Source organism: Algoriphagus persicinus, assembly GCF_035156415.1.
In the GTDB taxonomy this organism is placed as follows: Bacteria; Bacteroidota; Bacteroidia; order Cytophagales; family Cyclobacteriaceae; genus Algoriphagus; species Algoriphagus persicinus.
The window spans coordinates 1-18,948 of sequence record NZ_JAYEEY010000019.1; the positions used below are offsets into that span (position 1 = coordinate 1).

Sequence of the window (18,948 nt, forward strand, 5' to 3'; positions counted from 1 at the left end):
CAGTATTAAAAATATCTTTAAAAAATGTATTTATAAATCAAATGACTTGCTATGAAATACAAATTGCTGTATGTTTATGTAATTAATGATCGATTGTTGATTTTATGATTTTATCAAGATCAAATACCGAGCAAAGCAAGCACCACCCCAATGCAGGAAAGAGGAATCAACAGTACATTTAAGAAGCTTATCTACGAGTCGTCAGAGATGGTGTTTCTTGCTGATGATACCTTTCCCTATCCTATTTTTTATTCGAATCAATCCTTCGAGGAGCAGATCGGAGCAAGTCTAGCAGATAGAAGCCTAGTTGGACTAGGGCTCGATATCAGTAATTTTATTTTCAAAGACGAAATGAAGTTAAGTTATGGAGGCAATGAATTTGATTTCCATATTGAACTTCCTGAAGACAGCTCAACAAACTATTTTTTATTGCATAAAGGCAAAAAAGTTAGAAACCAAGGCCTTCCCACCAAGAAGGAATTTCAGCAGTTTCTGGTAGAATCTCCTGATGCCCAACTAGTATTGAAGCCAGATGGAGAGATTTTTCTTTCCAATACAGAAGCGCTCAACCTTTTTGGATATGCTACGGATGAGAAATTAAAGCACCTTGAAGAATTGGAGGGATTATTCAATGATCCTCAGCAATGGAGAAATTGGATTAGCACGGCTATTTCCGAGCCAATTACGCATAGGTTTTCCTCCACTATAACCAGCTCAACTGGAAATCAACTTGCTCTAGAAATAGCTGTAAAGCAACTTGTAATAGATGAGATTCAGTATGTGATGCTATCATTCAAAAATATCTCCGAGAAAGTCACACTGGAGAAAAATTTGGAGGATAGTAGCAATTTCTTAATGAACCTTACTGAACAGGTTCCAGGTGGACTATATCAACTCGTTTTGGATAGTGATGGGAAAATGAGCTTCTCGTTTCTCTCTAAAGGGATTGCGCTAGTATTAGGTTTGAAGCCTGAGGAACTTGAAAATTTTAGCGATATATCGACGGCAATTTGTCGCGTGCATCCAGTGGATTTGCCTCAGGTAATCATGAGTTCAATTGCTTCAGCGAGAAAAATAGAACCTTGGCAATGCCAATTTCGAGTAAAGTCGGATCCTCAATCTGACGAATATCGCTGGATTCTAGGAGCAGCAAGACCGCAAGCTCTTGCAAATGGAGACATGGTATGGTATGGATACCTGACGGATATTAGTAAGCAGAAAGAATTCGAAGCTACCCTAGATGAGTCGAGGAGAGCAGCAGAAAAAGCTAATCAAATCAAGTCAGATTTTCTTTCTATGATCAGTCATGAGCTTCGTACTCCATTAAATGCAATTTCAGGATCAACCTATTCACTAATCCATGACCATCCGGAAACCCACCAAAAACCGGAGCTGGATACCATCAATTTTGCAGTGGATAATCTGATCATTATGATTAATGATCTGTTGGATTTCCAGAAAATTGAGGCAGGTAAATTGACGATAGAAAATACACCTTTTCATCTCAGTTCTTTGGTTAATCAAATAATTAAAGGATTGTCTTTCCACGCCAGAGACAGTAAAAACAAGTTGGATGTTACGCTTTCTCAGGGACTGGATATTTCAGTTTCAGGCGATAAAACTCGTCTGTCTCAAATCCTGAATAATCTGATCACCAATGCACTTAAATTTACCACTGATGGAGAGGTCAAGCTTAGTGTGAATTTGCTCGAAAGTAGCAATGGCAGAGCCAAAGTGTATTTCGAAGTAAGCGACAATGGGATCGGTATAGCACCAGAAGACCAAGAAAAGATTTTCAATGATTTCGATCAGGTAAGACCTACTTTCAGTACAAAATATGGCGGAACGGGTCTAGGCCTCTCTATCACAAGGAAGCTTTTGAACCTGATGGGAGGGGAAATAGCACTTGAATCCACCTTGAATGAAGGCAGCAAGTTCTATTTCGAGCTAGAATTTGAAATAGCTGAAAAGCAATTGGGAATACCTATCCATACCATCGGATATACAAAACAGAGTGCATCACTTCATTTGCTCATGGCTGAAGATAATGATGTGAATGCCCTAGTTTTGGGTAAAATCATAAGCAAATGGGGTTTCACTTACGAACGTGTTTTCAATGGGTTGGAGGCCGTTAATGCAGTCAAGCAAACCAATTTCGATTGTATTTTGATGGATATTCAAATGCCTGAAATGGATGGTTTTGATGCAACTATGGCAATCAAAAAAATCTCTGAAGCTCCGGTAATTGCCCTTACAGCAGCTGCCAAGCTCGAAATCAAAGAGCGAATAGAAGAATGTAACTTTGACGGTTTTGTGGCAAAGCCGATTGATGCATCGGAATTACAGAAGATTATCCAAGAGGTAATTTATGAAAGAAATCAGAGCGCCTGAGCCTTTTCCAAATACTCTTTTACTAAATCCATCTCTGGGTAATTCTGATTCAATTCTACTAAGTATTGTAAAGCCGAAGTCTTATCCCCTTTCATTACGTAGTAAATCCCCTTATTTCTTAATGCAAAAGGGTTCTTTGAATCCATTTTTATACTTTGATTGATCAGGTCAAGTCCTTGTTCTTTTTGATCCAAAAAAAGCAGATATAGCCCTTTATTGTTATAGAAATAGGCTTGACTTTTGTCTAGGGAAATTGCTGTCTCCACGGCATTTAAAGCATCTGAGTAATCTTGCTCATCAAAAAAGATCATGGATCTCAGGTTATGAAGGTTTGGCTCCAGGGGATTAATATCCATTGCTTCCCTCAAGATCTTTTTTGCACCTTCCAGATCCTTCTGATAATAGCGTATAGTAGCTTGGTTTACCAACAGATCAGAATTTTCAGGATTGAGATTGGAAGCCTTCTCAAAAGCCGCTATAGCTTCCGGGAAATTTGTAAGTTTTTCCTCTACCAATCCCCTCAGAAAGTGACTTTTCCAGTTTTGATCGGCTAGTTGTACCAGTTTTAGCGCATCCTCCCTTGCATTGTAAAACTCCCCATTGTCTAAGTAATTTAACCCTCTTTGAAATATGGCCTCATAATAATCGGGCTTGTATTTAATAGCCAGACTGAGGTCTAGGATGCTTTCGCTGAGTTGGTTTAGCTGTAGGTGGGCGAGTGCCTTGTTGTAATATGCATCAGCGTAGGTTGAATCCATTTCCAAGGCTTCGCTGTAAAAGATCATGGCGCTTTTGGGATCATTCTCCTCCAGCTTTTCATTCCCTTTCAATAGAAACCTGCCTTTCTTGTTTTCTTCAGAATCACATGAAAATGCTAATGCAGCAAGCAAGAGTACCCAAAGGGTTTTAATCGTTCTTTTCTTCATTTTCTTCTTCAGCTTCTTCTGGTTTTGTATGTTCTTTGCCTTCATCTTTTTCCTCACCTAGTAGTAGTGCAAAGGGTTGTGTTGAATCGCTCAGATCAAAGATTTCTCGCAGGATCGCCATGGTGGGGATGACCAAAATCATACCCGCCACTCCCCAGATCGAACCTCCGATGATAAGACCCAGAAAAGTAATAAAGGCATTAAGGTTGACATTTCCCCCTACAATTTTTGGAGTAAGATAATTGCCTTCTATCATCTGGATAATTTGGTAGCTCACAAGAACCCCTGCCGGATAAAATAAACTGTCTTTGGTGAGAAATGAATAGATCATTGGTAGCATTGCGCCGAAAAATGGGCCCACATACGGTATAATGTTCAGAATTGCCCCTAGTGTACCAAAGAAGACCGCATGCTTAATTCCCAGTAAGGAAAAAGCTGTAATATTTAGGATTGCTAGAATTCCCATTACTTTTACTACACCCACTATGTAGTTTAGAATCACTTTTCGGAGCCTTGTAATGCGTATTTTCACCAGTTCGGGATCCTTGTCTTTATAAATATGGATAATCACCTGGGTTAGGTGATTTCTATAAATAAGAAAGAAAAACATAAAGACAGGAATCAAAACGAGGCCGGTGAGTGATCCTACTGTTTTCATAGCAAAGTCCCCAATACTTGAGCTATTTTCAGACAGCAAGTTTTTCAAGTAATCAGTATTGGCTTTCTCACTTAAAGCAGTGTTATATGAAAAAGTGTCCAGAGCCCATTGATCTAGCTCTTCTGCATATTCGGTGAGCCTCTCCGAAACATCATCGAAATCCTTACTGAAATCTGCCACATTGCTGATCACAAATGTGACAAGGCCGCCCACCAAAGCAGTCATTACAAGTAAAGAAATGACGCTGGAGAGGATTCTTGGGACTTTTTTTGACTCTAGCCACATAGAAAGCGGTGTAAACAAAATCGCAAAAAAACCACCCATAAACAGAGGCACAAGAATACTTTTTCCTACAATCAAAAGGAAGACCAGCACAATGATAAATATCATTACACTGAGTGCTCTTAAATAGGAAGGAAGTTTGAATTCGGAATTTTCCATTAAGATTAGATTAAGACGTCAGGAAATCTCTGATTAATACATGGGCGTAAAGAAAGCGAATTATCCCGAAATCAATCCAGCTCGCTTCAATAGGGCACCTTGCTGAGGGTCTCTACCTCTGAATCGCTTGTATAGTAAAGAAGGATGCTCGCGTCCGCCTGCCGAGAGTATGTTTTGGACAAAAGAGTCTGCTGTAGCTTGATCAAAAATGCCTTTTTCTTGGAATAATTCGAAGGCATCTGCATCCAATACTTCTGCCCATTTGTAGCTATAATATCCTGAGGAATAGCCCCCTTGGAATATGTGGGAAAAGGATGTACTCATCAATGTTCCAGGTACCTTGGGTAGTAAATCAGTAGGCTTCATCACTGCTTCTTCAAAGTCGAAAATGCTCGATATCTCAGTAGGTTCCTTACTATGATATGCCATATCCAACAGACTTAAGCTGATTTGCCTTACCGTCTGATAGCCTTGCAGGAAATTTGAAGCTTTTTTGATTTTTTCGATTAGATCCTCAGGAATCTTTTCGCCTGTTTCATAATGCTTCGCAAATAAATCCAAACATTCTTTTTCATAGCACCAGTTTTCGAAAATCTGCGACGGTAACTCTACAAAGTCCCAAAAAACATTTGTTCCCGAGAGTGACTCATAGGTCCCTTTTGCCATCATGCCATGGAGTGCATGTCCAAACTCATGGAAAAGAGTGGTGACTTCATTGAAGGTCAGCAGACTTGGTTTTGACTTGGTGGGTTTGGTGAAATTGCATACAATGGAGACATGCGGTCTGATATCATCACCATTTTTGATACTTTGACCCTTATAGCTAGTCATCCAAGCACCATTTCTTTTGCCCGCACGAGGGAAAAAGTCAGCGTAAAACACAGAAAGGTACTTTCCATCCTTGTCTTTGACTTCGTAGGTGATTACATCTTTATGGTAAAGGGGAATGTCCGCCACAGGAGTAAACGTAATTCCAAAGAGCTTTTCAGCAGTTTGAAATACCCCATCGATTACTTTTTCCAATTGGAAATACGGCCTTAACAACTCATCATTCAGTGCGTATTTTTCCTTTTTCAGCTGTTCAGAATAATAAGCAAAATCCCACTTTTTCAAACCTTCAATGCCATCCAATTCCTTTGCGAAAGCCTCCAGCTCTTTTACTTCGGCAATTCCCTTAGGCTTTGCTTTTTCGAGTAAGGAATCCAAAAAGGAGATGACCTGCCCCGGGCTTTTGGCCATTCGCTCTTCCAATACAAAATCCGCATGGCTTTTATAGCCTAAAAGAACTGCACGATCATGACGTAGTTTCAAGATTTCTTTGATGATTTCCTGGTTATCAAGTTCATCTCCTTTGGCACATCTTGATCCGCTTGCCATGAAAAGTGTCTCGCGCAATGCTCTGTTTTTCACATATGTCATCGCAGGAATGTAGCTCGGGTAGTCTAATGTAAAGGCCCATTTTTCAGGTTGTCCTTTTTCTTCTGCGATTTGTGCCGCAGCTTCTTTGACCCCCTCTGGAAGCCCTTCAAGGTCAGATTCCTGATCTACGAAATGCACAAACTTATTCGTCTCAGCTAGTACGTTCTCGCCAAACTTCAAGGATACTTGCGCTAATTCCTGATCTATTTTTCTAAGCTGAACTGCTTTGTCTCCTGTGAGCTTGGCTCCGTTTCTTACGAAGGATTTATAGGTTTTCTCCAGCAAAGTGGCTTGCTCGGGACTGAGTTTTACTTGATCCTTTTGCTCAAAAATATCCGATACCCGCTGGAAAAGGGCATGGTCAAGAAGAATATCATTGCCGTGAGCGGTTAATAGCGGAGAGATCTCACGAGCCAGAGATTGGATTTCTTCATTGGTCTCGGCTGCATTTAGGTTGAAAAATATCCCAGCCACAATACCGAGCCGTTTGCCTACATTATCTAGGGACGCTATCGTGTTTTCAAATGTAGGATGCGCTTCGGCCTTTATCCTGGAAATATCCTCTTTGGCTTCATCAATTGCCTTTTTTACGGCAGGAAGAAAATGAGTTGGGCTGATTTGATCAAAAGGAGCGGTATCAAATGGTGTAGCGAAATCCGCCAATAATGGGTTATTCATAAATCTAGAATCGTATCGTTTGTCTAACTAAACAGGGGCTTTCCAAGATGGTTCCATCAAATGGCCTGCTGTGGATATTCCGGTGGCTAATTTACCGATTTGTGACGTAAAGCTTGCTTTGATTTTGATGAAATTCAGTGTACAACTTGGTCAACAGAAAAGTCTAATCGATAGCTATCTCGTTTATAAATGATTAGAAGTCAAAGTCACAGCTCATGGCATCCATACCGATAGGCGAGCCGTCCGGTGCTTTCAAAGTTTCCTGTGCTACAAGCTCTTCCGGCAGGTTTAAAAATGTGTAGATTTTTTCCCCTAGATAACTGCTGTGTTGGGCTATTGCATTCCCGCCTATCACCCCTTGTCCTTCGGTGCCCGAAAATCTTCGTAATCTTCCTCTGGCAATTGCCCTGATTGTATTCGAGACATCTGCATTCTTGGCCAATTCAATTAAGTGATCCACATATTTGGATTGGGTCATCAGCATAATTTCCAAGCTGAGATCTTCTTTGTTGTAATTGGAAAATATTTGTTTCTCCATAGTCTCTAACATTTGATTAACCCCAAAGAGATTGTTCTGCTGAAGATGTTGTAAGTAGATTCTACTTACTCTAGACCCATCCAGCATGAATTCAAAGGTAATATCAACGATAGTTTCAGCAGGGGCAATTGGGTCAAATATTGGACTTACCCTCGAAACGAAAGTTTCTCTGTTTCTACCATAACCAAATGGTCTAGGGGGAATTAACTTGAGAATATGGTCTGGTACTAGAAGTTGCTCAGGAGATATGCTATGCAAAAGTGCCTGTAATGCGGCTTCCTGCTGATCAGCATGCACCCAACCATGATTTGGCTGATTGTCTCCTTTTATTTTATACCTGTAATCTACGCCACCTAACAATTTGCTTGTGGCTTCTATCTGATATCTGTGCATGAGATAAAGTGGTGCAAATACTTCTTCGAGCAGGGCTTGAGGTTGGCCGGCTGGAATGGCATTTAAGCCAAAAGTTTTCATTCGATTTCTTCGCAACGCTAGCATTCGCATCAATTCTGCTGAGGCAGATGCACCATTATCCCAAAGGTGAGATGTAGGATGAGCTCCACTTGGGTTTCTAGAGTCCGAATCTGTGATGAATTGATGGCCCGCTTCGTAGGTTTCTTCTAAGGTATTCTTGAGGAAAGTAGTTTCATCCTGGCCATTTGGTGATACAGCATAGCCGTATTTGATAGCCCACTTATCCCAATCACCGATTTTATCATCATAAGCATCGCTTAGATCAAGATCACCATTAGCGGTCTCCTTGATGAGCGGATAAGGATAATCCATTACGGATGAGCGATTGTAGGCTGAGGTAGCGTAGCTATGCGCAAGACCAATGGTATGACCGATCTCGTGAGCAGATAGTTGCTTTAGTCGCGCAACTGCCATTTCTAACATTTCAGGATTGGCAGGAGCTCCTTCCTCGAATGGCTGCAACAAACCCTGCGCAATCAAGTAATCCTGTCTCACGCGAAGAGAACCTAGAGAAACATGCCCTTTCAAGATCTCACCCGTTCGTGGGTCACGCACACTGGCTCCATAGGACCAGCCGCGTGTAGAGCGGTGAACCCACTGAATCACATTGTATCTCACATCCATTAGATCCATGCCTTCTGGTGCAAGTTCCACCCGAAAGGCATCGATAAATCCTGCCGCCTCGAAAGCTTGGTTCCACCAGTTCCCTCCTTCTATCAAGGCTGAAGCTACAGGCTCTGGCGTACCTCGATCCAGGTAATACACGATTGGCTCGACCGCTTCCGACATCGCAGCGCTTGGGTTTTTCTTCTCCAGTCGGTGACGGGCGATGAATCTTTTCATAATCGGCTCAGCGATAGGTGTAGTGAAATCCATATAGGAAATGCTTCCAAATCCAGCGCGAGGATCAAATTCACGGGGCTCATACTTATCATCTGGCAGCACTATGAAGGAATGTCGCTGGCGCACAGTCACTGCATCTGGAGATGGGGTGACAGATCGTAGATTTCCACCGATCGCCTGACCAGTCAACGTAACAATGGCTTCCACTTCAGTATTTTGAGGGAAGTTTTTGATCATTGGGTAATACAATGCAGAGCGGCTTGCATCTGTTCGGAATGATCCCTGACGGCTTTTGGTTAATGTTTCTGCTACTCCATGTACATCCTGAAGGTAAAAATTGGTCGCATCGACGATTAACTTTTCACCGTCTTGTTGGGCGATTTCAAATCCCCAAAGGATTGATTCAGCAAAAGCATCTTTGATGGCTTGAACTTCGGCAGGGTTATCTGAATAAGCTCTGAAGTCGTAATTCTTATGAACCAAAAATAACTTATTTCCGGATTTTCTGAATTCTACAATTCTGGTATCGCCAAGTTGTCCCCGATCTAGTCCTATATCATTGGATCCAACTCCAGCTGTGAGGGAATTGACATAAAGAAATTCCCATTCCAGTTTATCAATTTCGAGGTAGATCTTCCCTTTTTCCTCATCGAGATAAAAGGGAATAAACCCGTCATTTTTACTCATTTTGCTCAAATCTAGGTTTTGTGCATACCCACTATTCAGGGAGAGGAGAAAGAGTAGTATTAGTGGTAGTTTTTTTTTCATAGCGGCGGGTAGTTTGATTACAAATTATCGAAAAAGCAGGCTCTGGCTTATACCATTGATGGAAATTACCGATGGAGCATGTATCGAATCAGTAAAGTGGTTTCAGTTTGCCTAGAGCCATCGATCTCCTGTAGTCCTGAACTGATGCTTTCTCTGTCTGTATAGGTAGTCCTTGAGAAACGGAAATAGCAGGTGATTTGCGAGTTGAATTGATATTGAGCGAGGAGATAATAGCGCATTCCTTGGCCCGCAAATGCAGGGATTGAGAAGGTCCACAGTACATTGTTTTCAAAAGCATAAAGCCTGGTATCGTAATCATCGGTATCAAAAAGAGCAAGCCTCCCAGTCAATCTAAATTTGTTGAAACTGTATTGCGCGTCTTGGAGAATCATAAATCCTGTGGACTTTTGGTTATTATATTTGACCCGACTAAAGAGAATTCTGGAGCGGAAAAAGAATGCTTTGCTGACTTGATATTCTAGGCTGAGTAGTCCATTTATTTTATTTAACGGCCTGATTTGATAGGGGAGCGTCGGTTCTCCCGAATCAGGTAGATTTCTGTCTTTTTGTTCTTCCCGGATTTGGATGAATGTAGTAAGGTTTCGGGTTGGTTGATAACTGATTCTAGCTAGCCATTCGTAGCCTTTTGATGGAGCATACAGCCTGTATCTAAGCCAAGGAAATCGGAAGAAATCATAATAGGCATTTATCTTCCATTTGGAAATGGGCTGCACTTGAATGCCAAGATAGATACCTTGCTCATTGACAGGTCGTGTGCTTTCTGAAAATGAATTGGCATAAAAACTATGGAAATTGGTATCGTATTTTCTCCACAGGAAGGAAAAATCTACTTGCTTGCTTAGGCTGGATACAAAACCGAGAATATTGCCTTTACCGCCTGATTGAGAAATCGCTGATTCCCCAAAAAGGAAGAAATTTTTCCAATTGTAATTCAGGTAGAAACTTCCTACGCTATTGCTTTTCCCCGCGAAATCAAATTGATTGTAGAGTGTAGGCTCTTTGACCCAGGGATGATCAAATCTGGTAAATAGGTAGTTGGTGCCAGCTTGAAGCTTTCTTGAAGATGAGGAAAACTGAACATTTCCGCCCAAGCTTAATTCTCGAAATTGATTTTTTGTACTGAGTTCACTTGAGGTACGGTGAAGTCCACTTTGGTTGAATGAACTGATGGTCAAATCTTCGGTAGTCAGAGTGTCTAAGGAGCTAGCTGTACGTCCATCGCGTGGGGCATAGGAGGCGAGTAGGCTACTTTGCCAATTACCGCTTTGATAGGTAAGTCCAGCTCCACGGAAGAACCCAAATTCCAATGCAGCAGTATAGGGCAAAATCCCAACACTGCTTCTCCGAACAGTAGGAACAGTTTCAGCTCCTTTGCCCAATGAATATCCTGCGCCGAAAACTAACCCTTGGCCAAACTGAGCCTGATAATCACCCAATGCGATCGTTTTCCATTTTCCTACATAGTATTTGGTGAAATGAAAAGAGAAAAAATTGAAGCCATACCTAGCCGTCTTGCCATCCCAAGTGAATTGCTCACCTGGGTCTTTGTCCAATGTGAACCCTAAACTAAAATCCCGAGTGTGCTGTATGCGAAATCTGAGATAGAATTCATTAGGATCGCCTAAATAGCGGCTGGAAATCTTTCCAGTGGAGCTCGTGTCGGCAGGAGTGAATCCCTTGCGTGTTTCCCAAGTGCGACGATTACGAAGTAAAAAATAAGCTTGTTCTTCGGTTGAAACGCGCTGCCAGAAAGATTGTGTTTGACTTGAATTACCAGTGCCTAGCGTTAAAAAGGGAAGAATTTGATCTATAGTTGTCAAATCAAACCCTGGTACAGCTTGGAGCTCATACAAGGAAACCAGAGGTCCAAATTTATTACGATAAGAGATTAAATTGGAAATTTGACTGGGGTCGAGGAGATAACTGGCGGCGAGAACTTCAGCATTTGCGCGGTTCACATCTATTGGATTCATAAAAAGCTGGAGAAGCACTTCATAGATAGATTCATAATCCATCTCCTCATCTTGAACAGGAAATAGTCGCTCCATGAATGATTCTAGATCTATTGCTTGCTTTGGAGGCTGCTGCCCAAAAGCGCATGAATTCATGTAAAAATAAAGGCATAGTATGATTAGTACAGGCTTCATTTCCCCATAAATGAAAGCCCCAAACTCAAATGATGCGTGCTGCCCAGTGCTTGGTTTTGTCCATAGGCATAGTCCAAAGTGAATCGATTGGATTCCAATCCCAGTCCAAAGAACAGTCTGCTTGGATTGCTATTGATGCCAGTCCGGAGAAATACCCAATCGTTGATTCCATATTCTACTCCTGCTTTTACGACAGGCTTGATTTGAATATCTTTCTCCACTTCGAGATGGATTTGCAGTTGTGAAATTGGAGTGTATAAAATTCCCAGGCTCACGCCAGTAGGAAGTCTTGTCTCAGAATCTCTAGAGATTTTGGATCTATTCAAGTTGGAAATGCTAGCTCCAATGGAAAAAGTAGGGCTCAGATCTGCTATTCCACCCAAACTAAAAATAATACTGTTTCCGCTTCCGAATCCCTCAATCTGAGTCTGAAACCATTCTAATTTCCCCCCTACACTGACAATCCCCAATTGATTTGCGAAAGCCAAACCGAGCGATTGTTGATTGAATAACTTCCCTCCATAGCGGGAGATACCAAAGCCGAGGGTTCCGGATTTTACTCGCCAGGCTGCGACGAGATCTACCGAGCGTAGCTCTGTTAGCCCAAATCGACTATCATATCCTACCGAAATAGCTGAAGACTCCAATTTTGCTAAGCCACCGGGATTATTGAAATAGCTCCACGTGTCCAAGCCATGTACACGCAGATTCCCCATTCCCTGACTACGAGCACCGTGTACTTGGGTGAGTGGGTCTGTTTGTGCCTGCAAAGAAAAAGGCAGGCAAAGCAGGAAGCATAAAAAAGTGAAAAGCTTCATCATGGATCGATAAAAAGTCCTAACTAATTTAGTTAAAAACTTGATATTCAGTCTAAATGAGCAGCCATTTTTTAGTAAAAAAGATTAGAAAGGCGCGGAAAAGTTGAAGAAGAAGTTACCTTCTTTACTATTATTCATGGAGTATTCGAAACGGAATACTGCGTCGTAAAAACCAATCAGGTCTATTCCCGTGCCATAACCCATGAGGTATTTATTGGCAAGACGGGAATTTTCAGGGATATTATTTCTGTCTTTTACATAGCCGTGGTCGAAATTCGCACTTAGATAAAGACGGATAGGGATGGTATTGAATTGCTCCAACTTAATTAAATTGGAAATATCAATTTTCCAATCCGCAAATTTCCATCTGAAGCTGTTTTTGTGAACATACAATTGTTGCCCTTCGATTACGTTCAGTTCATATCCACGGATGAAATTGGGGCTGTAGCCTATACCTCTCACTAAGGTGTAGGGTTGGTTTGCACTTAAAAACCAATCGGCTGTCAATCCCGTGTTGAAATGGAATTTATCAGAGAGCTTGAAGTATCTGTTGGCGGTCAGATTCACTTCCACCTCATCAAGCTCATCAGTAAATATGATGCCATACTTGGTAATAGAGAGCTGGAGTAATTCCCCGTCGGTGGCATAGGATACATTGTCCCTTCTGTCATGTCGGAAGGTGTAAGTCGCAAATGCATAGCGAAGCTTATTGGAGTTTGGCTGAAAATAGTTCGGGTTTTCTGACAGCACATCATCGCTGACCCAAGTTCCGCTATAGCCTAAGGTAAGGAAGTGGTAGTTGTAATAACTCCTTCTGTAAGTGTATCTTAGGGCGGCAGCAAAGCTTTTTTTAAGGATGTCTTCTTTTTCATTGGTGTAGAAGACCTGTTTATTGTATTCAGATTTGATAGGGATGGTTTTATTTTCTTTGAAAGTCAGCTGCGCAGCTAGCCCATGCTTCTGGTTTTTATCGATGTATGGCTTGCTGTATTGTAAATCTAATGCTTTGGTAAAGCCAAGCTGCCCTGCAAATTTGAGTTTTTCATTTCTGCCTCCCACGTTGCTATGACTGAGTCTTAGTCCATAGTTTACTCTAGAGAAATCTCTGTTTTGATTTGTCCACCACTCAGAGAAATTCCTATCAGCGAGCTGAAAGATAATTTGCGGTAGAATGTACCAGCGTTCTTTTACTGAGATCAGTATTTCTGCCTGATTAGTACCAGTCACTAGCGGCGTGATTTCCACTGATGTGAAAAGACTGAGATTATATATTTTCTTCTGATCTGCGATAAGAATTTCCATAAAAGTATTCCAGTCATAATAGAAATCAGTGATGAAATCTAATTCCCTCAGGATTACCGACTTTTTCGTTTTCTCATTTCCTACGATAAAAATGTTATTAATTTTCACACTGTCAGGTGTACTTGCCGGTGCCAAGGAAGTATCGCCTTGCGCATAGGAAATAGTGTTGCCCGACACTACAAAGAGAGCCAGGGATAGTAGAGAGAAGTAAAGGATATTTGGTTTCTTGGGGATCAAGAGGGAATTCTGAAAGTTTAATTTTGGTTACTTACGTAATCTCTGCAATTATAGGACTTATTCATGGCAAAATCCATACTTCGAAAGATAGCTATATTTCCAGTTTTGGTGTATCAATACACCATTTCTCCCTTGTTTCCTTCGAGTTGCAGGTTTACGCCTACCTGTAGCCAATATATGAAGGAAGCGATTTTGAAACATGGAATTTTTCAAGGAGGTTGGATGGGGCTAAAACGAATTGCCCGTTGCCACCCTTGGGGCGGCCACGGGCATGATCCAGTTTCTTAGTTTTTGAGAGGATTTAGGCCATTTTTAAGTGCTCGGACGACTAATATGACTCCTGCAATCACCAGCGGTATGCTGAGTAATTGCCCCATATTGAAAGCCATGGAATCTTCGAAGGCCACCTGGCTTTCTTTGAAGAACTCCCATACAAAGCGCATACCAAATACGGAAATCAAGAATATCCCAAGAAGGATTCCTTCAGGCAATCTTTCCTTGTATTTATTCCACAAGGCGAAAAGCCCTAGGAAAATCACAAAGTAAGACACTGACTCGTAGATCTGGGTTGGATGTTTGGTTCTTCCAAAGGTTCGGACTGTCACTAAATAGTGGTCTCCTTTATCAGAAATTGACATATCCAGTGGATTTTCTTTTGGCTCGGCAAGGTAATCTTGGCTGGAGTTGAATTGAGTTAAGGCATACTTGATATCGCGTCTCAGAGTGCTTTCTAGGTCTTCCAAAGAATAGGTTCCTTTATTGATTTCTATGTCAATATTAAGTGGGACGATACCATTTCCTACTAATTCAGTTTGGCGATCATCCGGTTTGTAAGGATCGATTGACTGTATCGGTACCTTAAGAGTAGAAAGTAATTCCTCGGTGTCCCAAGCGTAAACTATACCATAATCGGAACCAGTATCTTTCCCGCCGATTTCCGAGTTCATTAAATTACCAAAACGGATCAATGCACCAGTCAATGCGGTCACGATCACAATTCTATCCACCACCCAGAGGTAGCTTTGGCCTGGGGTTCTTTTGGAATAAAGCCATAAAGCAAATAGAATGGCTATAGCCGCACCATGACTTGCAAGTCCACCTTCCCAGACCTTTAAGATCTCGATTGGATTGCTCAAGTATTTGGCAGGCTCATAAAATAGCACATGACCAAGTCTGGCGCCTACTATCGTCGCTATCACCATGTAAATGGTTAATTTGTCAACCAATTCCGGGTTTTGTCCTTCCTTCTTAAAGAAGTGAACCATGAACTGCTGGGAAATCACAAAACCAGCAGCAAAGAGTAAACTGTACCATGGTGGTCTTTCCCAACCTGGAATTACAGATGGATTAGGATCCCAGATTATATAGTTCATGATTAATTCAAGCATAGTTGATGTTTTATAGTTGATCTAGTTGTGCAAGTTCTTCGGTAAATCCTCCTGACAAAATTGGGAATCTATACCATGTTTTTGGGTCCACGTTAAATTCATCTAAGTGAAAGGAAGGTGCAAGTCTTTCTCTTTTCCATTGATTGCGTGACCAAAGTTGGAAGAATTTTTTGATATAGCCTTTCAAAGTGGCAGGTTCCAAGTCCAGTTCTTCGGAAAGTATAAGATAAATATCCATTGGCGAACGTCTGTCACGAATGGCAAGTTTTTCAATTTCTACGATTACTGTGTAAGGCATCAAATCTTTTTCGTCTGTTTGGGTGCTTTCCAACGGACGAAGTTCGGCTGTGGGCTGCAGTGAGTTCACTTTCGCCAGGCTTGGACGATCAAGATTCTTCTCTGCCCAGCTCAGCCAGCTCAGGAGAAAATATTTATCCACACCTGCTATGGGCGAAATACTTCCAGAAGTATCACCGTCCATGGTAGCGTAGCCCACATCCCCTTCGCTTCGGTTGGAAGTGGAAAGCAACAAAGCATTATTAATATTCGCCAGCATCCAGATTATAGGAGAGCGTGATCTGGCTTGGATATTTTGAAGTGTGATATCGTCCTGCTCCCAGGTCAATTTCCGTCCTATGGCTTTTTCTATTTTGGAAGTATAGGATGTCACTTCCTCATCTATTTCCCAATGATAAAATGTGGCTCCTATACCTTCGGCTAGTGTTTCAGCGGAAGAAAAGGTGTCATGGGAGGAGTTTTTGGTTCCCTGGTAAGCTGTGGTTAGGATTTGTTTCATCAGCTCCTTTTCAGGATCATCAGATTTTGGAATAGGAGATATTCCGGCTTTTAGACAGAATTTCTCCAAACTCAATTCATTTATTCCTCGCTTCACCATCTCAGCAACTAAGATAGCAATTGAAGAAGAGTCAGCTCCACCTGATAGAGAAAGCACAAATCCAGTGCTGCGGCTTTTTCTCATATAATCAAAAAGTGCTAAAGCCGATGCTTGGACAAATTCCTCATTTTTATTTATAATCGGAGCGATAACTTGAGCTTTTGGCTCCAGATAAAAGCAATTAACCTGAAACTCTTTAAATGAAAGAAGTTTATTCCTTGAGAGTAATTCTCCGGATTTGGCTAGCATGATTTCTCCATCGAAAATCATCCTTCCGGCTTCATTACCCAGCAAATTTGCATAGCAATAATAGCAGTCGAAAGTAGCAGAACTTTCTTCCACTAATTCTTTTCTAAGCTGGGATTTGCCCATGGCAAAGTGACTGGCGCTGGGATTGAAGATCAAATCTACCTTGCGATCGCATAGTCTATATCCTGGTCTGAGCTCACCTCTCCAGGCATCCTCACAGATTTCGAAACCATAGTGAATCTCTTTGTGATGAAAAGTCAGATCTCCAAAAGGAATCAATTGATCTTGAAATTCTATTTCCACAACTTCATTGGCCTTCCAGGGGGTGAACCAGCGGAATTCATAATGAACGCCATCGATGGCCATGAATTGCTTAGGTACAAAGCCTTTGACTTCAGCATTTTCAATGACTGCTATACAATTATAAACTTTATCTTGAATTCTGACTGGAAGCCCAACAGCGACTGTGATGCCATAGCAGTGGGGGAGTAGAAGTGCCAACTGAGCCAGCGCTTTTTTGGGATACCAATAGCTTAAAAATAAATCTTCAGATCCATAACCTGTGATAGCCAATTCAGGCAAGCACAGCATTTCTACTTCTTGTCTTTTCGCTTCTTCAATTGCCAGAATGATCCTATTCAGATTGCCTGACCAGTCTAGCGGTGTTTGATTGACGGTAGCTCCCGCGATTTTTATTGAAGACATAGATGAATTAGTTGATCCTAAAATTACTTAGCTAAGTGGCAATCATTAGTGTATCGCAAGCATTTTTGGAAGCTTCTTGCTCTGCTTTCTTTTTGGTACTTCCTTTTCCTTGAGCTACTTCTTCTCCTTCTATCTGTAAAGCGACCCTAAACTCTTTAAATCGTTGGTTCCCACTGACGGTGAGCACTACAAATTCCACTTGTTTTCCTTCCTTTTGAGACCACTCGATGATCTTACTTTTGTAATTGGTAGTGGTGGCGATCATACTTTCTACATCCAAGTGCAGGAGGATTCTTTGAGTGATAAATTTCTTGGTGAAATAGTAGCCCTTGTCCAGGTAAATGGCTCCAAGAAAAGCTTCCAGCATATCTCCGTAGAGCGATTTATTACCCGTAAAACTCCGCTCTCCGATCTCCATCTCCAATGCATTTCGCAAGCCGATTTTAATCCCGGTATCGTTGAGGGTTTCCCTATTTACGAGTTTAGATCTGGTTTCGGTGAGAAATCCTTCGTCTCGGTAGGGGAATTTTTGGAAAAGGAATTCGGCGATGACTGCTCCCAAAATTGCGTCTCCAAGAAATTCCAGCCGCTCGTTTGAAAGTCTAAAGCCTAGGGACGTCTCCTGTCCAAGACTTGAAGGAGTGAGCGCAAGCTTATAAAGTGATAAATTAAAAGGCTTGCTCCCCGTCATCAATCTGATGGAGGTAGCAAGCCTTTTGTCTTTTTTGCTAAAGAAGAGATTGTGAAATCCGAACCTTTGAAATAATTTCAAAATTCAGATTAATTATATTTTTTGAAAATTACTGAACAATTATGTCCACCAAATCCAAACGTATTACTCAAAGCATAATTCATCTCTCTCTCCTGCGCTTTGTTGAAGGTCAAATTCAGCCTTGGATCAAATGCTTCATCATCCTCGAAATGATTGATCGTAGGAGGAACAATTCCTTTGTTCATTGCAAAGATACATGCGATGGCTTCAATAGCCCCAGCTGCCCCCAGCAAGTGCCCAGTCATAGACTTAGTACTACTGATGTTTAGCTTGTAAGCGTGCTCACCAAAGACTTGTTGGATAGCTTTAATTTCACCTACATCACCAAGTGGCGTAGAAGTGCCATGAACATTGATATAATCTATGTCTTCAGGCTTCAAGCCCGCATCTTCCAAAGCAATTTTCATAACACTACTAGCTCCTAATCCATCTGGGTGTGGAGCAGTGATATGATACGCATCAGCGGTCATTCCGCCACCTACAAGTTCTGCATAGATTTTAGCACCACGTGCTTTTGCGTGCTCGTATTCTTCTAGAATCAATGCTCCTGCTCCTTCTCCTAATACGAATCCATCCCGGTCTTTGTCAAACGGCCTTGAGGCAGTATCAGGAGATTCATTACGTTGGGAAAGGGCTTTCATAGCATTGAATCCACCAACACCCGCTTCAGTAATCGCTGCTTCTGAACCACCGCTGATAAAAATATCAGCCTTACCCATTCTGATGTAAGTAAATGCATCAATGAGGGCGTTGGTGCCTGAAGCGCAAGCAGAAACTGTCACAAAGTTTGGACCGCGAAAACCATATTTAATAGATAGAAATCCGGCGCTGATATCAGCGATCATCTTGGGGATGAAGAAGGGATTGAAGCGAGGGATTCCATCTCCGGTGGAGAATGCCGTTACTTCATCTTGGAAGGTTCTTAACCCTCCGATTCCTGATCCCCAGATTACTCCGGCTCTTGATTTATCAATTTTTTCCAGATCCAATCCAGAATCTACCATGGCTTCTTCTGCAGAAATCATGGCAAACTGAGAGAAAGGATCCATTTTCCGAGCTTCTTTTCTATCAAGAAATTGCTCTACATCTAGGTTTTTGACCTCGCATGCAAATTGGGTCTTGAAAAGTGATGCATCGAATTTGGTAATCGGCGCAGCACCGCTCACACCATTAGACAGACCGTGCCAGAATTCCTCTGCGGTATTGCCTATTGGTGTGAGGGCACCTATACCTGTTACAACAACTCTTTTTAAATTCATAGAATGAATTTAGGAATTA

Annotated in this window: 13 protein-coding genes; 2 read left to right on the plus strand and 11 right to left on the minus strand. The window is 41.7% G+C overall.

The genetic code is table 11. From position 1 onward, the window contains the following. Positions 1 to 150 precede the first annotated feature (150 nt). The gene (locus U3A58_RS14925; RefSeq protein ID WP_323824647.1) at positions 151 to 2,391 is read left to right on the plus strand and encodes an ATP-binding protein; all 2,241 of its coding nucleotides are present in this window, start codon (positions 151 to 153) and stop codon (positions 2,389 to 2,391) included. Here U3A58_RS14925 and U3A58_RS14930 read toward each other — a convergent pair. The 7 genes from U3A58_RS14930 to U3A58_RS14960 all read right to left on the minus strand — a co-directional run bounded on the left by U3A58_RS14930 (position 2,379) and on the right by U3A58_RS14960 (position 13,661). Beyond that, positions 2,379 to 3,317: a tetratricopeptide repeat protein gene (locus U3A58_RS14930; protein WP_323824649.1), complete on the minus strand. Its 939-nt coding sequence runs from the start codon at positions 3,315 to 3,317 to the stop codon at positions 2,379 to 2,381. The genes U3A58_RS14925 and U3A58_RS14930 overlap by 13 nt on opposite strands. Then, on the minus strand, positions 3,298 to 4,416 hold the full coding sequence (locus U3A58_RS14935; protein ID WP_323824651.1) for an AI-2E family transporter: 1,119 nt from the start codon (positions 4,414 to 4,416) through the stop codon (positions 3,298 to 3,300). Before U3A58_RS14935 ends, U3A58_RS14930 begins: the two co-directional genes overlap by 20 nt. A gap of 60 nt (positions 4,417 to 4,476) precedes the next feature. Then, entirely contained in the window at positions 4,477 to 6,513 is a 2,037-nt protein-coding gene (locus U3A58_RS14940; protein ID WP_323824653.1) for a M3 family metallopeptidase, read from the minus strand. A 193-nt stretch (positions 6,514 to 6,706) separates the two neighbouring features. Continuing rightward, a complete protein-coding gene (locus U3A58_RS14945) occupies positions 6,707 to 9,136 on the minus strand; it encodes a zinc-dependent metalloprotease (RefSeq protein ID WP_323824655.1) in 2,430 nt (809 codons plus the stop codon). A 65-nt stretch (positions 9,137 to 9,201) separates the two neighbouring features. Continuing rightward, on the minus strand, positions 9,202 to 11,304 hold the full coding sequence (locus U3A58_RS14950) for a helix-hairpin-helix domain-containing protein (protein WP_323824657.1): 2,103 nt from the start codon (positions 11,302 to 11,304) through the stop codon (positions 9,202 to 9,204). Then, entirely contained in the window at positions 11,301 to 12,125 is an 825-nt protein-coding gene (locus tag U3A58_RS14955) for a PorV/PorQ family protein (protein ID WP_323824659.1), read from the minus strand. Before U3A58_RS14955 ends, U3A58_RS14950 begins: the two co-directional genes overlap by 4 nt. An 81-nt stretch (positions 12,126 to 12,206) precedes the next feature. Then, a complete protein-coding gene (locus U3A58_RS14960) occupies positions 12,207 to 13,661 on the minus strand; it encodes a BamA/TamA family outer membrane protein (protein ID WP_323824661.1) in 1,455 nt (484 codons plus the stop codon). A gap of 63 nt (positions 13,662 to 13,724) precedes the next feature. Here U3A58_RS14960 and yidD point away from each other — a divergent pair, with 63 nt between their 5' ends. Next, the gene (gene yidD, locus U3A58_RS14965; RefSeq protein ID WP_323824663.1) at positions 13,725 to 13,949 is read left to right on the plus strand and encodes a membrane protein insertion efficiency factor YidD; all 225 of its coding nucleotides are present in this window, start codon (positions 13,725 to 13,727) and stop codon (positions 13,947 to 13,949) included. Here yidD and U3A58_RS14970 read toward each other — a convergent pair. Genes U3A58_RS14970 through fabF form a run of 4 tightly spaced genes read right to left on the minus strand, consistent with a single transcriptional unit; the run spans position 13,946 to position 18,929 of the window. Continuing rightward, the gene (locus U3A58_RS14970; protein ID WP_323824665.1) at positions 13,946 to 15,049 is read right to left on the minus strand and encodes a prolipoprotein diacylglyceryl transferase; all 1,104 of its coding nucleotides are present in this window, start codon (positions 15,047 to 15,049) and stop codon (positions 13,946 to 13,948) included. The genes yidD and U3A58_RS14970 overlap by 4 nt on opposite strands. A 10-nt stretch (positions 15,050 to 15,059) precedes the next feature. Continuing rightward, positions 15,060 to 16,898, minus strand: a complete 1,839-nt coding sequence (nadE, locus tag U3A58_RS14975) for an NAD(+) synthase (RefSeq protein ID WP_323824667.1) — start codon at positions 16,896 to 16,898, stop codon at positions 15,060 to 15,062. Positions 16,899 to 16,929: 31 nt separating this feature from the next. Further along, a complete protein-coding gene (rnc, locus tag U3A58_RS14980) occupies positions 16,930 to 17,670 on the minus strand; it encodes a ribonuclease III (RefSeq protein ID WP_323824669.1) in 741 nt (246 codons plus the stop codon). 8 nt (positions 17,671 to 17,678) lie between these two features. After that, on the minus strand, positions 17,679 to 18,929 hold the full coding sequence (gene fabF / locus U3A58_RS14985) for a beta-ketoacyl-ACP synthase II (RefSeq protein ID WP_323824671.1): 1,251 nt from the start codon (positions 18,927 to 18,929) through the stop codon (positions 17,679 to 17,681). Positions 18,930 to 18,948 lie beyond the last annotated feature (19 nt).

Excerpts from the sequence above, each read along its gene's own strand:
- U3A58_RS14925 (WP_323824647.1), top strand. The coding sequence starts at position 151 with ATGCAGGAAAGAGGAATCAACAGTACATTTAAGAAGCTTATCTACGAG.
- U3A58_RS14930 (WP_323824649.1), bottom strand. The coding sequence starts at position 3,317 with ATGAAGAAAAGAACGATTAAAACCCTTTGGGTACTCTTGCTTGCTGCA.
- U3A58_RS14935 (WP_323824651.1), bottom strand. The coding sequence starts at position 4,416 with ATGGAAAATTCCGAATTCAAACTTCCTTCCTATTTAAGAGCACTCAGT.
- U3A58_RS14940 (WP_323824653.1), bottom strand. The coding sequence starts at position 6,513 with ATGAATAACCCATTATTGGCGGATTTCGCTACACCATTTGATACCGCT.
- U3A58_RS14945 (WP_323824655.1), bottom strand. The coding sequence starts at position 9,136 with ATGAAAAAAAAACTACCACTAATACTACTCTTTCTCCTCTCCCTGAAT.
- U3A58_RS14950 (WP_323824657.1), bottom strand. The coding sequence starts at position 11,304 with ATGAAGCCTGTACTAATCATACTATGCCTTTATTTTTACATGAATTCA.
- U3A58_RS14955 (WP_323824659.1), bottom strand. The coding sequence starts at position 12,125 with ATGATGAAGCTTTTCACTTTTTTATGCTTCCTGCTTTGCCTGCCTTTT.
- yidD (WP_323824663.1), top strand. The coding sequence starts at position 13,725 with ATGGCAAAATCCATACTTCGAAAGATAGCTATATTTCCAGTTTTGGTG.
- U3A58_RS14970 (WP_323824665.1), bottom strand. The coding sequence starts at position 15,049 with ATGCTTGAATTAATCATGAACTATATAATCTGGGATCCTAATCCATCT.
- nadE (WP_323824667.1), bottom strand. The coding sequence starts at position 16,898 with ATGTCTTCAATAAAAATCGCGGGAGCTACCGTCAATCAAACACCGCTA.
- fabF (WP_323824671.1), bottom strand. The coding sequence starts at position 18,929 with ATGAATTTAAAAAGAGTTGTTGTAACAGGTATAGGTGCCCTCACACCA.